The following is a 17,666-nucleotide window of genomic DNA, read 5'->3' on the forward strand; positions in this document are numbered from 1 at the left end:
CCCGTACGGCGATGCGCGCTACGCGAGGATATCGTTGACAACCCGACCGGCGACATCGGTTAGGCGGAAGTCGCGTCCTTGGACGCGATAGGTCAGACGCGTGTGGTCGAGACCAAACAAATGCAGCACCGTGGCATGCAGGTCGTGGACGTGGACGGGGTTCTCGGCAACATGCCATCCGATATCGTCGGAAGCTCCGTAGGTAAAGCCCTGCTTAACGCCGCCCCCGGCCATCAGAATGGTGAACGCACCGGGGTGATGATCGCGACCGGTCACCTTCTTGTACCCAGGCCGATTCTCGCCCAAGGGAGTTCGGCCAAACTCCGATCCGACAATCACCAACGTGTCGTCGAGTAGTCCGCGCTGCTTAAGATCCTTGATCAGTGCGGCAATCGGTTGATCGGCCATCAGGCTGTTGTGTGTCAATTCGGGTTCGAGTCGCGAGTGGTGATCCCATGACGAGTGAATGATATTGACGACACGGACACCGCGTTCCACCAATCGCCGCGCCATCAAGCAATCGTAAGCGAATTCGCGGAAGAGGCCTTTGCCTCCGCGGTTGCTCTTAATCTCAGGCTCTTTGCGATCGAAACCGTACATGTCGAGCGTACTTTGGGACTCGTTCGAAAGATCCGTTAGTTCGGGAGCCGACGATTGAAGTCGGAAGCCGAGTTCATACGCTTTAATACGGCTGATGAGCTCGGAGTCGCCGGTGTGGTCGATCCTTTGACGATTTAACGTGTTGATGAAGTTCACCGAAGAACGCTGGATTTCATCCGTGATTCCCTCGGGATTCTGGATGTTATTGACGGTTTGCCCTTCGCTGCCGAACAACACACCGGAATACGATGAAGGGAGAAAGCCGCTCGACCAACTCGCCGAGCCGCCGGGGATGCCGCGTCCTGTCGTTGCCAGTGAAACATACGCAGGTAGATTCTGCGATTCACTTCCCAATCCGTAACAAAGCCAAGAACCCATACTTGGCCGCCCGGCAATCGCCGAACCGCAGTTCATCAGCAGTTGGGCAGGCACATGATTAAATTGGTCGGTATGAACCGAGCGGACCATGCACAGGTCGTCGGCGCAACTTGCCAGGTGGGGAAGAAGGTCGGAGAAATCCATACCGCACTTGCCGTGCTTAGAGAACTTCCGCGATGTCCCCATGATGCGTGCCGTTTCCTTTTGCAGGAATGCGAACTGCATGTTTTCGAGCATCGATTCCGGCAATGGCTGGCCATCGAGCTTGTTCAAAGTTGGCTTGGGATCGTAAAGATCCATCTGGCTGGGCCCGCCTTCGAGATAGATATAGATACAGTTCTTTGCGCGGGCCGGAAAGTGCGAGTCCCTCTTAACGAGTGGATCCACCCGTTCATCGGCCGCCGCGTTCGATACGATCTCTTCCGGGGCAAGCAGGTTCGAGAGCGTTACAGCCCCCATGCCCCATAGCGATTGAAATAGAAAGTCGCGGCGTGCGCGTTGGCTGGCGGATTGATAGGCAAGCATATTCATGGTGGTCATCTTTTTCGATTCTTCCGCTAGGGGCGGGTGATAAATTCGTCGAGATTCATCAGGCTTCGCGCCAATAGAACCTGAGCGGCTTGCTGAATGAGAGACGCGCTGCTCTTCTCGTCTTTCACAATCGCTTTCAGATCGGATTGCTTGCTGTTTTCCAGGGAATCGAGCAACTCCCGATAGAACTCCTGCGAGGCTGCCAACTCTTCGCTGGTCGGATTTCGTGAGAGCATGCGCTGAAACATCTCGGAAATCCAAGCGTCTTCTTCGGCGGCAAGCTTTTGCTGCCCAAGCGATTGAGCACACTCAAAGAAAACCGGATCGTTCAACAGGGTGAGCGACTGCAGGGGAGAGTTTGAGATCTCGCGAGCTGCACAGGCGGACGTCGAGTCGGGACCGTCAAAGGTAGAAAGCATCGGAAACGGAGTAGCCCGGCGGAACAGGATATACATACCCCGTCGGTACTTCTGTTCCCCACGACTCACATCCCAGCTCTGATTTCGACTGATCGAAGTCAGGCGTTTATTCATCGGTGGGCGAATACTGGGGCCGCCGATGTTCTTTGAGATCAAGCCGCTCACCGAGAGAGCCAGATCGCGAATGATTTCCGCTTCCAAGCGATATCGAAACTGGCGGCCCAGCAAACGGTTCTCGGGATCCACTTCCTTCAGTCGCTGAGTCTGTTGAGAACTTTGGCGATAGGTCGACGAAAGAACAATCGTCTTGATCAGTGACTTTCGGCTCCAGCCGTTTTCCTGTAGCTCGCCTGCTAACCAATCGAGAAGCTGAGGATGCGTCGGCGGATCCCCGGCGACGCCAAGATTGTCTTCGGTCCGAAACATTCCCTCCAGAAATAGATGCTGCCAGATGTGATTGGCAGCTGTCCGCGCGGTCAGCGGATGCTCCGGATGGAATAGCCACTTCGCCAAGTCCACACGATCCGCTTCCTTCTCGCTTGATTCCAGTGGAGGAAGAAAACTAGGCGTCCCTGGATAGACCTTATCGCTTGGTTGTCGGAAGTCGCCGCGATAGTGAATGAATGTTTGGCGTGGCTTGCGGCGTTGCTGCACGGCGGGGGCGACAATTTGTTTCGGCGCCGGTCGTTTGCTGGCCAGATCTTCGTACTCGGCCAGTCGTGATCGTGTGTCGTCCGGCAGATCGGCAAGCCAGTGTTCGAGCGACTCCTTCTCCTCCTCAGTGCGATGTTTCTCTGGCTTGGCCAGCGTATCCAAACGCTGGTCGACCAACTCTTTCTGAGCAGGATCCAAGGAATCCAGGTCCTGCAGAATCTTCGCAACGATCTCGTCGATCTTTTCTTCCCGTTGCTTGGCCTCTTGGGAATCTTCGGCGACTTGGTCTCGATAGCCAAGGACGACTTTGTCACTCTCGAGATTGTTGAAGAACGCGTAGAGTTGATAGAACTCCTGGTGCGTCAGCGGGTCGTATTTATGGGTATGGCATTCGGCACACCCGACCGTCATGCCCATCCAGATCGTTCCGAAGGTACTGAGCCGGTCTACCGTTTGGGCGACGCGGTCGGCCTCTTTATCAACACCCGCTTCGGTATTCTCCATGGCGTTGCGATGAAAGCCGGTGGCGATCCGCTGTGATTCCGTCGCGTCCTCCAACAAGTCACCAGCAATTTGTTCCGTCGAGAACTGATCGTACGGCAGATCGCTGTTGATCGCTTCGATCACCCAGTCGCGGTAACGCCAGGCCTCCGGTCGAAGCTCGTCTCCCAAATATCCGTTGCTGTCGGCGTACCGGGCCAGGTCGAGCCAGTGGCGTCCCCAACGTTCGCCGAAGTGCTTCGATGCAAGCAGCCTGTCGACGATCTGCCCGTAGGCTTCGTCATTGGGGTCGCTGGCAAACTCTTGAACCTCTGTATAGGTCGGTGGAAGGCCGATCAAATCGAGATAGAGTCGACGCATCAACTCTTCTGGTGAAGCCTCGGGACTGGGAGACAAATCGGCCGCTTGAAGCTTCGCCAGCACAAACGCATCCACTTCGTTGCGTCCCCAGCCACCGTTTGCTGACAGTGGGGGAGTCGGCTTCTGGATTGGCTGAAACGCCCAGTGCAAAGAATATTTTGCACCACTCTCGACCCAGCGTCGAAGGATCTCCTTCTCGTCATCCGACAAAGACTTGCCCGTTTCCGGGGGAGGCATCTGTAGGAACTCATCCGATGTGACCACGCGGGCCATTAGTTCGCTTTGGTCAGCGTCGCCGGGCACGATCGCCCTGCTGCCGCTATCGAGTTCTTCAACCGCATGCTCGCGCATGTCGAGTCGCAGTCCTCCCTCACGCGTCTCTTCGTCTGGACCGTGACAAGCAAAGCACTGTTTCGACAGAATCGGGAGAACCTCGCGAGCAAAGTCGGGAGCTTCATCTGCCCCAACGGAGCTTGCAAAGAGAATCAGGATGATCAGGGAAACAACGACCATTACTAAGTACCATCGGCAACGGTATCCTGCATCAAGGACACGAGGGAGGGAGCCAACAAAAGTTCATTGGCGTATATCAGGTAGGCTGCAACTATAAATCGTAGTGACCGCGGCCGACTTCATGTCAAAAACGTCTCACCTAACGGAAAACTTTCCAGGAGAGGTGCAGCGCCCGGTAATCTTCTTCTTCCGGCTTGCGTAGCTAACTTCTGTCCTAGAGAGACCTTACGCTGCTCCAATAGCTGCAATTGAAGCTCTCGCCAACGCGAACCAATCCGAAAAAACAATGCGTTTTTGTCGGATTGTGCCATGAAAGGTTATGCATTCCCGACGATTTAGGGGTGACGATTGTCTTATTCTTTACTTGTTTAACAAGCCGAAGAGTCTATCACACGTCGTCACTATCATTTCCACTACTTCCAAAGGACTCATATCATGTTGCGGTTCCATCCTTTCCGTCGACACGGATTCACCCTAGTCGAGCTCTTGGTCGTCATCGCCATCATCGGCATCTTGGTCGGGCTTCTTCTTCCCGCCGTGCAAGCCGCCCGCGAAGCAGCCCGGCGGATGTCGTGCGGTAACAATCTGAAACAGATCGGCCTAGGACTGCATAACTACCACGACACCTTCCAATCGTTCCCGATCGGTTCGCGACATTCGAAGGGCGACTTGGCGAACCCAGGGTTTGGTGTCTCGTGGTGGCTAGGGCTGTTGCCGTTTGTAGAGCAGGGCAATCTATCCGACCAATTAACCGTTGATGGTAATCACCCGGGCAGCCTGTCCAACGGTGGCGGTGGCGCATACGACGGTCACGCCGTGAATGGACCGATCATCGACGGGATCGAAATCGACGTGATGCTTTGCCCCTCGAGCCCGCTGCAAGCCGTTCGCAGTTCGGGTTATTCCTACACGATTACCTGTCCGCAATACACGGGCATTTCGGGAGCCGCCAACGATGCGTTGGGCTTTAACCTGAATCCTACCAATCGCGAGTGGGTAGGTTATCAAAGTGGGATTGTTTCGCTGAGCGGCATGTTAACCCCACTCAACTCCATCAAAATGCGTGATGCGACCGATGGGCTTTCCAACACGCTCATTGTTGGCGAGCAGGCTGATTTCGTCGTCGATACAAATGGCAATCGTACGGCGACCATCAACAACCACCAGGGATTCATGTGCGGCATCAATAAGACAGCATTCGGATTTACCGAACGCACTTTCAATACGACCACCATCATGTATCCGATCAACGGATCGTCCTTGAGCCTAACCGGCGTGAAGAACAACGACGGCACCAACAACGGTATCTTCTCGGCTCACCCTGGCGGGTCATTAGTTGCGATCAGCGATGGGGCGGTGCGTTTCGCAAGCGAAAACCTCGAGCTACGAACACTAAAACTCCTGGCGACACGCGATGATGGTCAGGTCCTTGGCGAATTCTAGTCATTCCCCAAGACGCAGTACTCGGCGCCAGGCATCGCGATGATTTACGAGCGGTTGGCTGGCTCCGAGTCCTTCACTTGTAAACTTTGCCGATTGTCTTTCCAATGCAACACTTCACCTTGTTTCGATCTCAACTGAAACCATTTAGATTCTTTGGGCTGATCGTTTTGCTACTCGCGTCGACTGGTGAAATAGAAGCCGTGGATCCATCACCCCAAGAGTTGCCCAACTCATCCGTCGATCCGCGATATATCGAGGCTGAATTCGTCAGCACGTTCGACAGGACGATGCAACCGCTTCGCTACGCACTTCCTCCAAAAAGCCAGGATGCAGAGCGTCCCGTTCTCGTGTTCCTGCATTCCTGGAGTAGCGACTATCATCTGCATAAACCCGAGTGGCTGCGTGCCGCTTTGAGTCGCGGTTGGATCTTTGTCGAGCCCAATTTCCGCGGCCCCAATGACACCCCTGAGGCCTGCGGTTCAGCAGCAGCACGTGCCGATGTGTTGGACTGCGTCGAATTTGCGATCAAGCATTTGAATGCTGACACGAATCGGATCTACCTTGCAGGTGCTTCGGGAGGTGGTCATATGACGATGCTGATGGCAGGCCGGCATCCCGAGCGATTTACCGCGGCTTCTGCGTGGGTTGGAATCAGCGATTTGAAGAAGTGGTATGAACACCATTCTCCCAACGGCATCCCCCAGAACTATGCCAAGAAGGTTGCCAAGTGCTGTGGCAGTGCTCCTGGTGTCAGCAAGCTGGTGGACCAGCAGTACTACCAGCGTTCCCCGATTCATTGGATCACCAACGCGGGAGATCTACCACTCGACATCGCCGCAGGTGTTCACGATGGCCAGTCCGGCTCGGTACCATTCCAACACTCGGTCCGACTCTATAACGCAATTGCCAAAAGCCATGCCGCTCCTCTTGTGAGCGACGCAGAGATGCAGCAGCTTTGGGACCTGGGCAAACTCACCAAACCCCAGGCCCAGGACACGGCAGAGGACCCAACTTATCGACGAGACATCAAACTTCGACGGAAGACCAACAACGCACGCTTGACCATCTTCGAGGGAGGCCATGAAGGACTTGCCGAAGCGGCTTGCGCCTGGTTGGAAGTCCAGCGGCGATCTACACGCCTGTCGTCCGTCCTTGAGTAACTCCCACTCTACTACGACATCCAAACCTTACACTGTTTTTTCAACGCAAATCCCACAGGTGATCCACTATCATGTTTTCAGGCCGTATCGTCTTGCTTTGTTTGATTGCCGGTGGCTTGAGCCTGGGATGCAGTCGTGCACACAATCTTCCCGGAGAAACGGGCACTTTAAAGGGACACGTTAGCTACCGCGACGGGACCATTCCTGAAGGTTCCTCGGTCGTCATGCTTCACAAGGGGACCGGAATTCCTGCGGTCGGCGTGACAGATTCCGACGGCAACTTCACAATGATCATGCGAGAAGGCCCCGACGTTCTCGTCGGTGACTATGTTGTCAATATCCGACCGCCGGGCGAGATTGATGACAACGTATTGGAGATCACCGCTGAGACCGTACCGCCGCTTTGGAATGAGGTCCCACAAAAATACTGGAATCCATCGACCAGCAACGAGGCCTACACGGTGAATTCAGGTACCAACTTTTACGAGTTCACGCTAACTGACAATTAGAACGCCAAGGTAGGCCCGTGCCAGTAGCGAATTCGATGCGTTATCGGAGAGTTGTCATGTCCGATCTTGATTTGTCAGCGCAAAGTAATGCGGACGGAATGAATCGAAAAGTAGAAGAATTGAACGAGGATGCCGAAGCCCGAGAGATGGAGCTGCGTCTGGAGTTCGAACAGATGCTACAAGCTTCACGGGATAAACTGATGCTCTACCTGGTCGCGCTCGTGAGCAATGTCGCTGATGCGGAAGACCTTTGTCAGCGGATAAGCCTGGTAATGTGGCAGAAATTTTCCGATTACGACCGTTCACGTAGCTTCCTGTCGTGGGCATGTGGGATCGCACGATTCGAAGCGTATAACTTTCGTCGGGCGCGTGTCGCAGATCGAATGCTTTGGCGAAACGACCTGCCAGAACTATTGGCCAGCACGCTCGAGAATTTAGACCAAGCCCCATCTCATCAGCGATTGTCGGCATTGCGAAATTGTGTGCAGGCACTTCCCGAGCGGGAGCAATCCTTTGTCTGGCAAATCTACTGGGAAGGACGCTCGTTCGATTCCATTGCGCAATCACTGGGCTGCTCGGTTCGCACGTTTTACAACCGAATGTATTTACTCCGGCGTCGATTGTCCCATTGTGTCGCCAGGCGTTCGAAGGCGGAATAGTACAAGTTTTTACAGAGCCCGACGCGGATTGTCCAAAGAGAGGGCGTTATGAGCGATTCAGAATTTCAACGTATTTCATCGTTATTCGAGGCGATCATCGCCGGCACGCTAACTCTTCAGCAAAAAGAAGATCTAGAGTGTGCCCTTGTCGAGTCCGAGCCGCTGCGTGTCGCCTATCTGCAGGCCATGAGCATGCATCTCGATTTAGATCAACTGAGCCGCTCGGATGAAGACATCCCGGAACTCGTGAAATCGCAAGGGGAAACCTTGGTCCCGGACAAGCACAACCTGTGGCGCAGCAGGATCTTTCTGGCTGGTTTGGCTGCCAGTATTCTGGTCTTGGTCTCACTCCTCACGGTTTTGTTGACAACGCCCCAATCAAATCCCGTCGCCGTAGTTCCCCAAGGTGGCGACGAGGATCACTCGCCAAAGACGGTTGCGGTGGCCAACGCAATACTCGTTAGCCAAGGTGGCGATCCCACAACCGGCGGCCAGAAAGTAACGATTGGCAAGAACTATGTTCTCACCGAGGGGGTCCTTGGAATCGAGTTTGCATCGGGGGCCCGTGCCGTCTTTCAGGCGCCGTGTGTCTTCACCGCAGAAGGTCGCCAGTCGCTGCGTGTACGATCGGGAAAGTGTTCGGTCGATGCGCCCCCTGGGGCCGAGGGTGTCGAGCTGCTGGGACCTGCGGCCGAGGGTGTCGACCAGGGAACGCGCTGCGCAACCGGTATTGCGGAGACGGGCGAAGCTCAACTCGTGGCGATCGACGGGGAAGCGACGCTGTCTTCCTTGAAACAACGCACACGTCCGACCATGCACTTACGTAGCGGCGATATGGCACCGGAACCCGGCATGTCCCCGCATCGATCGAAGGGTTCTCTTCCCTCTCGGACCAATTTAGATCGCTTACCGGATCGCATCATTCGCTACGAAGCAACGTTCATTGACTCATACGCCGACGAATTACTCACCCTTACGGTTCAACGAAATGGCGTCACCAGCACGATCGACCGCGACGATCTCATTCGGGCTCGCGTTGTGCATTTTGAATCGGGGAAAAATGCGGCTACGTTTTGCACGAAGATGGGAGACCATCTGCCGACAGGAGAGGATCGCTTAAAGCTCCTGCACGGCGACTTTAGTCTGGTCACGGGGATCATCAATCCAATCGCCCGTCCCGGTCGAAAGGTTTCCATGCGGGTTGAGTTCGAAGAGGCAATCGTCAATGCACCAGGCCCCGACATTGTGATCTTCGATCTCCAACTCCTGGTCTACGATCCCGATGGCGACAAGCTGGTCTTGCGATCAGGTGACGAGCGTCAGAACCGCCCTACATTGACTGTCGAGCAGTTCGATATTGGACTGAACTCCCCGTATGCGCTCGACCTCTTTCCTCATTGCACGTATCGCGCGCAGGAAGCCACCCGTTCGATCGACGACCTGAAGCAAAACGCGTTCATTCATGGTCGTCAGATCAACATCGATGCACGTGCCCTCGCGGTCGCGATCGATTTAAGCGACCTCGGCTATGAGGAAGGTGAGTCGCTGCAGAGGCTCGAATTTCTAAACACTTCAGGCGGTATCGATCCAGTCCTCATCGTCGGCTTGCGACCGTAAGCGTTCTCGGGGCTGACGACGTCGGCCCCGCCGGGGCGTTTGGGGTTGAGGGCGGTCTTCGTGGCGTCATCTGTTCTCGGGGCTGACGCCCCGAGCTAACGACGTCGGCCCCGCCGGGGCGTTTGGGGATGAGGATGGTTTTCGTGGCGCCATCTGTTCTCGGGGCTGACGCCCCGAGCTAACGACGCCGGCCCCGTCGGGGCGTTTGGGGTGATGGCGGTTGCTCGTGGAGTGATGCCGTGGGTAGCCCAAAGATTCGATACGCGTGGAGATTCTTCCGCCCAAATCACCCCGCACCAAATCACCCCGCACCAAATCACCCCGCACCAAATCACCCCGCACCAAGTCACCCCGCACCAAGTCACCCCGCACCAATCATCCCGCACCAATCATCCTGCTTCCTCTCCCTCTCCTCTATGCATAGACACGGATTGAAGATAGGTTTGGATGCTCGCGTCGGGAGATTGATTCGGACCATGCGATGGCTGGCCGTAGCGCGATCGCAGGAAGCGAAACTCGGGTTGCAGTGAGGCGGGCGAAGTCGATGGGGGATGATGTGGATCGGCGGCGAAGTCGATCTCGACGAAGTGCTGCAAGTCGTCGAAGTCCAAGTCGCGGCCGGATCGCCCAAGGCAGATGGCGTAGTCGTCGCGGAGTGCTTCCCAGTTGCTTGGCCATGTGTCGCCATTGGCTTTCATGTGCTCGATGCACATCGACGCGACAAACTGGGACGCATTAAAACTGGTGACGCGACGAATCGTCTGATAGACATTCCGCAGGCCGAGGCAGATCGCAGCGACGCTGACAACCGCCAGCAACAGCGTGCGAAGCTGGAACCGCGTTACATGCTAGCCCACCGACTGCCGGCGTAGCGGTCGTTCAACAGGTTGCGAGCCGCGACGGCGCGGTCGGTCTTCTTCACTTGCTCCCAAAGCTTGCTCAATTGATACAGCGCTTCGGCGTGGATCTCGGGTTGATCATAAAACAGCACGTCGACGTGCAGGTAGGCCATCAGAGCTTCCTTGGGCTTGTTGGCTTTCAAGTAGCAGGCCCCTAGCGCGTTGTAGGCGCGGCCAAATAGTTCCGCGTCCGATTCGTCGCTTTCGGCAATCAACTTTTCGATCTTGGCGATCGATGCGTCGGGCGATCCCGTCTCCGCTTGGCAGCGAGCCACGCCGACTTGAGCCAACAACTGCTGTCGTTTGATTTCAGCTGTCGCTGCGGAAACTCCCGCCAACGAAGCAAACTTCTTCTCCGCCCCAGCAAAATCTTTCTGCGCCATCAAGGCGCGGGCTTCCAGCATCACCGCGTGCATCTTGTAGTCGGGCCAAGGGGCTTGAGCGGAGATCGCGCCGTAATATTTGATCGCTTCAGGGTATTTGCCCAATGCCACCGCGAGATCGCCGAGCGTTTCGGCAGCCGTGAAGAAGTGATGGCTCTTGGAGGCCTTGCGGACAAAGGCGAGCATCGACGAAGCAGCCCGCCCTTTGTCGCCACCGCTGGAAAGAGCCAACCGCCCCTCGCACAACGCCAAGTAGAATTGCAGATCTTGCAAAATGATTGGTCGCGTGACACTGGCTGGATTGATCTTCTTCAATTCGTCCATCGCCGATTGATAATCGCCCGCCAAAACCCGCGCCCGAGCTTGCTTCAATTCCGCCGGATCCTCCTTGAATCCAAGCCGACGGATTTCGTTGACGGCGATCTCGCGATCGGTCCCCTGGACCTTGATCGTGACCGCCGTTGGCGTCGAACCAACAAACTCGCCATTCATCGGCGTGCCACGCAGCGGATAGACTTGGTCGAATTGCGCGGTTGCGACACCAGGCAGCCCCAATAACATCACAAACGCCATACACTTGATCGAAGCAGGAAGACCGATCGACCGACAAACGGAACGGCGTTGCTGTGGCGAACACATATCTTCAGCGGTCCGCAACGGAGAACCGTGCATCCGAGCCATCAAGCTAGTCCCATTCAAATCGAGGTTGTGAAAACTCATTTACTTTCTCCGCTGTCCGCTTCGTTTGCTGGTTGTTCGATCTTTGGAAGTCCGACGGCTGGCTTGCCCATCGCGGTCTGCACTTCCTTTAATGTTTCGTCGTATTTGGCTGGCCACTGATCGCCACCCAAAGTGGGATACAATTTCTGCGTCTGGGATAGGCTGCGCTCCGCCTTGGACAACAGCGTGTCCTTTTCGGCCCCCTGTCGCGACGCAGCCAACGCCAACGCCAACGCGCTGCGGGCGTATTCGTAACGTGCTTCGTAAAATGTGTTGCGAAATTGTGGGTAGGTGATCGTCGTCTTGGCGATCTTGGCCCATCCCCAAACCGATACGGCATCGCTGCCGGGCCCATTCATCGCGTCGAAATATTTGTCAGCATCCTGCTGGCCCCAGTCTTGCAGCAACTTTGCCGCTTCGACCTGCACGTTCAACATCATCGCATTTTTTGCCAACACCTCTTCGAAGATCGCCAGCGCTGCACCGAAGTTGCCCGTCGTGGCTTGCACCTGAGCCATCCGCAATTTGATCTGCGTCGCGGTCCCCTCGGGCAGATCGGGACGCTGCAACATGTTCTCGAACGCGGCAATCGATTGATCGTAATACTTCTTCGCATCGGGACCGATCTCGCCGTCGGTCGTGAATCCAGCTCCCAAACTGGAGAAGGTTTCGGCGACCCAGTTCAAAACGTTCAGGTCGCTCGATCCGCTGCTCAGCTGTTCCAGAAACGCTTCGAAAACAACCGACAACGCTCGCTTGTCGTCATCCGACTGAGCGGCTTTCATCTGGCGTTCGATGTCTTGAGCCAAGCTAATGTAGACACTCAACATCCGCTGCGTGCCCGCTTCGTCGTCGGCAACCGCCTGTTGCATCGACGTCATCACGCCTTTGGCTTTCTCCATCATCGCGTCGCCGTTGTCGCCCAACGAACCGATATAGGCACGAAGCGCGGTCCGGTAGGTCTCTTCGACCATCACCGGATTGCTGACCGATGGATCCTTTTTATCGACCAGCGTCAGCGGGCCAACTTGCGCATTCTCAAGAACTTCGACAGCTTCGGGGCCTTGCAGCGTTTCGACGTAGGCTTGCGCCAGCGAAAGCATCGCAGTAACCGTTGTCGTATCGGCAGGTCCTTTGGCCGCCAGACTGGCAAACGCCGCCGACAACAGTTCGATCGTCCCCTTCTGCAGCGTCTCCAACTCCGCTCGCTCCTTGGCCAGATCGGTTCCCTCGGGAGCTCCTTCCTGTTCCCACGTTCGCACTTGTTGTGAGTGGGTAATGTATCGGCCCCACATCGCTTGGCCGGTTTGCAGTTCGGCCTGCAAGCGCCCCGCCGATCCGGCCGGTATCCGCTGCGTCAGCTGTTTGGCGAGCGTCAAGTCGCCATCGTTGATCACAAACGGGATCACCGTCGTCAACGCTTCGGCCGCTTCAGGACGCTTGGGCCAGGTGTCGGCGATGTACATCGCCAGCGTTGTGATCCGATCGGCTTCGAAGTCGGCATCAGCCGCATCGGCTTGATCGTACAGGGTGACATAACTGGCCAGCGCGATCTTGGCCGAGGGGACTGCGCCGGCGGAAGTTGGATGCCGGCGGGCGACAAATTCTCCCATCAACGCCGCTTCGAATGGCTTTTGTTCCAGGTAATACAGATAGCACATGAAGTAGCGGACAAAGTTGACTTCCGATTGCGGCGTATCGCGATCGGCCAAAGCGAGGGCAAGCCGGAAGAAACGCATCGCTTTATCGCGTGCTGATTGCGCGGCGGCTTGGCTAGTCTTCAACTTCTCTTGCAGCGACTTCTTGGTGGCTTCGTCTTTGGCCGCCGCCAATTCGCTAGCGACTTGCTGGACCGCCGCATCGCTGCTGGCGATCGCTTGCAACGCCTCCTGACCAGCAACCTTGGCGTCCTCGAAGTTCTCCGGGACAAATTCGACTTGCGCGTCCTCGGGTCCGCCCAAGCGAGCGGCCAGACGGCGGGCTTCGTCTTGGAATTCGGAGCGCACCTTGGCGACCGCCTCCGCATGCGTGCGGGCCTCAGCGATCGACCGACTGACCAATCGCTTGTCGCTTTCCTCCGCGTCGTCGGCCTGCATTTTGTAAGCCTTGGCGAGACTCAACCGGATCGCCAACCAATCGGGTTCGCGATCTTCGTGCGGTCTTGCCAGTCCGATCCAACGATCTCCCTGCTTGATCGCTTCAAGGTATTTTTGTTGCGAGTTATCGAGCCAACACTCCATCGCCAATCGGAGTGTCTTGGTCTTGAGAACGCGAAACGCATCGGGTTCGTCGGGCTGGTCCAACAGTTCGCCGTAGTAGCCCAGAGCATCGCGAAGCCGTCCCAATCGCTGGTTGCAGCGGCCTTGATACATCCGCGCATACAAGCCGGCCAAACGCGTGCGATATTCTTTATAGATCTCGTCGTACAGCGTGGCCGCTTCGATCAGATACTTCTTCTGCTCGGGCGAACCAGCCGGCACGGTTTCGGCCGATTCCTCGCGAATCGCCGCGGCGAGCAATTGGGTTTGCAAGTTATCGGCTCGCAACTGGGTTCGCTGTTGGATCAATGCCGCCTGTTTGCGATCCTTGGAATCGAGGACCTTGGGGATTTTGTCCAGTTCCGCGTTGACCGACTTGTTCAGTTCCGCCAGCACCGCGGCCGCTTCGTTGTATTGTTTGGTCGCCTGTTGAAGCAGTTTAGGCCCGCCGCCGTCATTGGCTTGCTGGACACTCATCCGCGCCCGTTCGGCGATCAATCCGGCCAACTGGCTGCGAGCGGCATTGACCTGCGGGCTGTCCGGTTTCGCTTTCGCAAACGCCTTCAGCGCCGTTTCGGCATCGCTGAGATATTTAGTTCTCAGTTTGGGATCGTTCTGAGACCGGGAGGCCTCGATCAGCGTCACACCGCGTTCGAATTCGATCGCCTCTTTCAGGTCCGCTGGAGCGGCCGGATTGGCCTGCAGCGACTGCAAATAGTCCAAGGCGATATCGTGATAGCCGCGTGCCCGGAGCCCATCGAGGAAGGCGCGGGCAGGCTCGGCCGCCGACGCGGGGATCACCATGCCAATCAGCCAACAGGCGATGATCTGTAAACAAAATCGTTGCATTTTCTTAGATTAGCCGTGCTGCCAGTTGGATTGCGTAAAGCCGGGAACCAGTGCAAGTTAAGCGAAAACAGGATGTCGAAGCAAGCATATTACAACGTCTCAAGCTTCGACTTCCCCTTGAACTTCCGTCATAATTAAGCGGAACATGATCGACGACGCGGAAACATCGCGACGCCGACCCAGTATACTTGCGCCCCAAGGCCGCTCCCTTCCCAAATTGTAATAGGATTGAATTGGTGGACGAGCAAGACTTCAAGGACTTGTATGGTTTGATGCGAGGTAATTCCGACGCGACCTCCGTGATGGATGCTCAGGGCCTGTTCGCGCTAAAGGATTACCGACAAACGCTTGAAAAGTTGCAAGGTATCCAACAACGCTACGAGACCAGCAAAGTTCGCGTGATGCGGACGAAGATCGAAGAGTCCTCGGGACGGAAATCGAGCGAGCAGGAAGCGAAGGAGCGGCGGCTGCAGAAAAAGCAAACCCGTTACCGCGAGGTGATGGAGAAGTTGGATGAGATGCAGGCGGCGCTGCCAACGTTGATTCAACGCGCCGAGGCGCGGAAGGCGCGCCAACAGCCGCAGCAGGCCGGCGCGGTCGATCAGTCGCGCGAGGATACGATCGATATCCAGGCGAGCGAGGAGTTGACGCACAGCGGCGAAGAGCAATCGCCGTCGTTGGAGCAGTTTATTCGCGAGTTTATCGCGGCGCCGGCGGCGACCGGTCAACGCGAATTGATCGATCGCTGCTTCAAGGTTCGCCCAGTCGGCGATGCCAAAGACGTGCGAGCCGGCGAACTCTATTTTATCGACGGCGGCGAGCAGACCTATCTCGCGCTCGTCCGCAAGTCGGATAATCCGGAGCGCGTGCGGTTGAAGTCGGCGATCACCGGCGAGCGGTTGCGAACGATCGATCTGCCCACTTTTCTAAAACTGGGCCAACGCGACCGTGTCGTCCGCCTGAAACCGCTTCCGCAGAACAGCGGCAGCAGCGAGCGTCCCCAGACGTCGACATCCGCGTCGACACCAACCCCTGCACCACAATCGACCGCCGCCGCGCCGCCAATCGAAGACGATGACGACGTCGTGATCGGTGGCAATGCGTTACAGGAATCGGCGGAGACGGCGAAGATCCTCGACAAGGGAGCGTTCTCGCAACTCGCCGACGCCGCAAATCGGTCGGGGATCTGCCCGGGAGCCGACTTGATCGCCCATGTCCGCGATCGCGATTTCCGGCTCGGGAATTTTCAAGACGCACTGCAGACGATGGAAGGGATCTACGGCAAGTTCACTGCCGCAGCCGCTTCGCGGACGGCACAGCTGCGTCAAGAGGATGCTGCGATTCAATCGGGCCGCGTGAAAATGTCGCCCAAGGATTTGGCGGCGAAACGAGCTCGCGACGCAGCGCAAAATCAACTGGTCGAACGGGCACGCAATCGCTTCTCCCGCGTCTTGGACGGATTACGCGTGCTGTTGCGGAAAGAGACTGGCGAAGACTGATCGCCGATTCTATCGCTGGCAGTCGTCGATTGCCGCTTCGCGATTCTATTCACTCTTCATTTGTATCGTCGCCAAATTGCAGCGGTGCGACAGGATCGCCCGCCGGCTGGAAGAAAACGTCGCCCGGCGGTGTTGGTTCTCCGCCCTGCAGGCACTTGGCTGCTTGCCGTCGCATCTGGCGAACCAACTGCTGACGCTCGAGGTCGCTTTGGCCCGGCAGCGCGGCGAGCATCCGCGAGGTCTTCAACAGCATCTCGGCGACGCGATAATGCGCGTCGGAGACCGCCGTCGATTCCGCCTGCTCCGGTTTGAAATCGTCATCGGTGTCCAGCGTCGAACCGTCGAGGATGCTTCCCTGGCGGCGAATCAAATCCAGCACGTCGCCCAACAGCGGCTCTTCCGCCGGCGCGGTCGACGATTCGCCTTGCAGCGCGCTGCGGATCGAATCCTGGATCTTTTGATCCACGTCGGGCGATGTCGGTTCCTGCCCATAGGCTCTCAAAATGACGAGCGACGATAACATGCCGACGGCGACCAACGTCACGAGCATCCACTGCGTCGAACCGATAACTTTGTTGTGCGACATCTTTTCCCAACTCCTTGGCTACATCTTTAACGCTTCGTCGTAGACCCCAAACACACTCATGGCCATCTTCAAAATAATAGCGACCAACATGATGGTTACGGCAGCCCAAATCACGCCGGTCATCACACCAACCAGGACTCGCGTGGCCGTTTTGGCGCGTTGATCGTAGACATCGGCGAGGTTTCCGAGCGATTCGGCGTCGGTTCCCGAGAGTTCGGCGACTTCGACAAAGTGCAGGAATTCTTCGGGGAAGATGCCGGTGGAGGCAAACGATTCGGTGAGGGTTCCGCCCGATTTGATCGTCGCGATCGCGGTATCGGCTCGCGAGGCAAAGTGATCGTTCTGCGTGCTCTGCAGCGCCATCTTCACGCTCCGCATTGCATCCATCCCCGAATCCAATGCTAGCGACAGCGTCCAACAGATCCGCGACAACGCGATCGTCTGCAACGCTTCACCCGCTTTGGGAATCCGATAGACGAGGGCGAACAATCGATGGCATCCAAACGCGTTGAACTTGAGCGCCAGCACCGCCGCGGTGATCGAACCGAAGAACAGGAAGACAAGAGTCAGGTACTGCGTCATGTTGAGACCGACGGCATTGAATTCCGATCCGAGCATCTGAGTGATCAGGATTGCCAACCCGATCACGGCGATCCCGCCGATCAATTGCAGCATCGGCCAAGCGATCCCCATCAGAAACATCCGCTGCATCGCGAGCCGATGGTCGTAGTGATCGGCCAATTCCTTGAGTGTTCGTTCCAGCCGCCCCGTCGTCTCGCCGATGTGAACCATTTGGATCATCAGCGGCGGGAAATATTTTCCATCGGCGACGTCGATCATCGCGCGAGCCATCGGCGTGCCGTCGCGGAGCTGGGCGGCGACAGCTTCCATCGCCGCTTTGTGCTTTGGCGATCCATGCTGCGATTCCCGCTGACACAGCTTCAGCAGGTCGACGCCGGCGTGAAACCCCGTAGCCATTCGGCGACAGAACCTCGCAGCGACCGTTTGGCTCATCCCTTTCGAAAACACCCGCTATCGACTCCGTTGGATTGGTTTAAACGTGGCGAACTCAGCGAACAATCAAATCTTCGCCAGCTGCCGGCACGTCGCTGACAGTTGACGCAATGA

The 17,666-nt window shown here is 56.7% G+C and carries 13 protein-coding genes; 6 read left to right on the forward strand and 7 right to left on the reverse strand.

Annotated features, from left to right (window positions below; genetic code table 11):
- Window positions 1-18: 18 nt before the first annotated feature.
- Both EC9_RS25245 and EC9_RS25250 read right to left on the reverse strand, forming a co-directional pair.
- Window positions 19-1,518, reverse strand: coding sequence for a DUF1501 domain-containing protein (locus EC9_RS25245; RefSeq protein ID WP_246105871.1), 1,500 nt, complete (start codon window positions 1,516-1,518; stop codon window positions 19-21).
- A 17-nt stretch (window positions 1,519-1,535) separates the two neighbouring features.
- Window positions 1,536-3,956: a PSD1 and planctomycete cytochrome C domain-containing protein gene (locus EC9_RS25250; RefSeq protein WP_145348757.1), complete on the reverse strand. Its 2,421-nt coding sequence runs from the start codon at window positions 3,954-3,956 to the stop codon at window positions 1,536-1,538.
- A 435-nt stretch (window positions 3,957-4,391) separates the two neighbouring features.
- On the opposite strand from EC9_RS25250, the gene EC9_RS25255 reads away from it, so the two are divergent.
- The 5 genes from EC9_RS25255 (at window position 4,392) to EC9_RS25275 (ending at window position 9,344) form a co-directional block, all read left to right on the forward strand.
- Window positions 4,392-5,399: a DUF1559 domain-containing protein gene (locus tag EC9_RS25255; protein WP_145349348.1), complete on the forward strand. Its 1,008-nt coding sequence runs from the start codon at window positions 4,392-4,394 to the stop codon at window positions 5,397-5,399.
- Between the two features lie 104 nt (window positions 5,400-5,503).
- Window positions 5,504-6,559, forward strand: a complete 1,056-nt coding sequence (locus EC9_RS25260; RefSeq protein ID WP_145348758.1) for an alpha/beta hydrolase family protein — start codon at window positions 5,504-5,506, stop codon at window positions 6,557-6,559.
- Window positions 6,560-6,630: 71 nt separating this feature from the next.
- Window positions 6,631-7,068: a carboxypeptidase-like regulatory domain-containing protein gene (locus tag EC9_RS25265; protein WP_145348759.1), complete on the forward strand. Its 438-nt coding sequence runs from the start codon at window positions 6,631-6,633 to the stop codon at window positions 7,066-7,068.
- Window positions 7,069-7,124: 56 nt separating this feature from the next.
- On the forward strand, window positions 7,125-7,727 hold the full coding sequence (locus EC9_RS25270; protein ID WP_218934438.1) for a sigma-70 family RNA polymerase sigma factor: 603 nt from the start codon (window positions 7,125-7,127) through the stop codon (window positions 7,725-7,727).
- A 48-nt stretch (window positions 7,728-7,775) separates the two neighbouring features.
- Window positions 7,776-9,344 (forward strand): hypothetical protein, encoded by a 1,569-nt coding sequence (locus EC9_RS25275; protein ID WP_145348761.1) that lies wholly within the window; start codon window positions 7,776-7,778, stop codon window positions 9,342-9,344.
- A 389-nt stretch (window positions 9,345-9,733) separates the two neighbouring features.
- Here the strand turns inward: EC9_RS25275 and EC9_RS25285 are convergent, their stop codons facing one another.
- Genes EC9_RS25285 through EC9_RS25295 form a run of 3 tightly spaced genes read right to left on the reverse strand, consistent with a single transcriptional unit; the run spans window position 9,734 to window position 14,453 of the window.
- The gene (locus tag EC9_RS25285; protein WP_145348763.1) at window positions 9,734-10,162 is read right to left on the reverse strand and encodes a hypothetical protein; all 429 of its coding nucleotides are present in this window, start codon (window positions 10,160-10,162) and stop codon (window positions 9,734-9,736) included.
- A gap of 23 nt (window positions 10,163-10,185) precedes the next feature.
- A complete protein-coding gene (locus EC9_RS25290; protein ID WP_145348764.1) occupies window positions 10,186-11,346 on the reverse strand; it encodes a tetratricopeptide repeat protein in 1,161 nt (386 codons plus the stop codon).
- Window positions 11,343-14,453, reverse strand: coding sequence for a hypothetical protein (locus EC9_RS25295; protein ID WP_145348765.1), 3,111 nt, complete (start codon window positions 14,451-14,453; stop codon window positions 11,343-11,345). Before EC9_RS25295 ends, EC9_RS25290 begins: the two co-directional genes overlap by 4 nt.
- A 236-nt stretch (window positions 14,454-14,689) precedes the next feature.
- On the opposite strand from EC9_RS25295, the gene EC9_RS25300 reads away from it, so the two are divergent.
- Complete coding sequence (locus EC9_RS25300) at window positions 14,690-15,952, forward strand: hypothetical protein (RefSeq protein ID WP_145348766.1); 1,263 nt, start codon at window positions 14,690-14,692, stop codon at window positions 15,950-15,952.
- A gap of 49 nt (window positions 15,953-16,001) precedes the next feature.
- On the opposite strand, the gene EC9_RS25305 is transcribed toward EC9_RS25300, so the two are convergent.
- Together EC9_RS25305 and EC9_RS25310 are read right to left on the reverse strand one after the other, a co-directional pair.
- Window positions 16,002-16,538, reverse strand: a complete 537-nt coding sequence (locus EC9_RS25305; RefSeq protein WP_145348767.1) for a hypothetical protein — start codon at window positions 16,536-16,538, stop codon at window positions 16,002-16,004.
- Window positions 16,539-16,556: 18 nt separating this feature from the next.
- Entirely contained in the window at window positions 16,557-17,516 is a 960-nt protein-coding gene (locus EC9_RS25310) for a type II secretion system F family protein (protein WP_218934439.1), read from the reverse strand.
- Between the last annotated feature and the right edge of the window lie 150 nt (window positions 17,517-17,666).

Origin of the sequence: Rosistilla ulvae, from assembly GCF_007741475.1 — a bacterium.
GTDB lineage: Bacteria > Planctomycetota > Planctomycetia > Pirellulales > Pirellulaceae > Rosistilla > Rosistilla ulvae.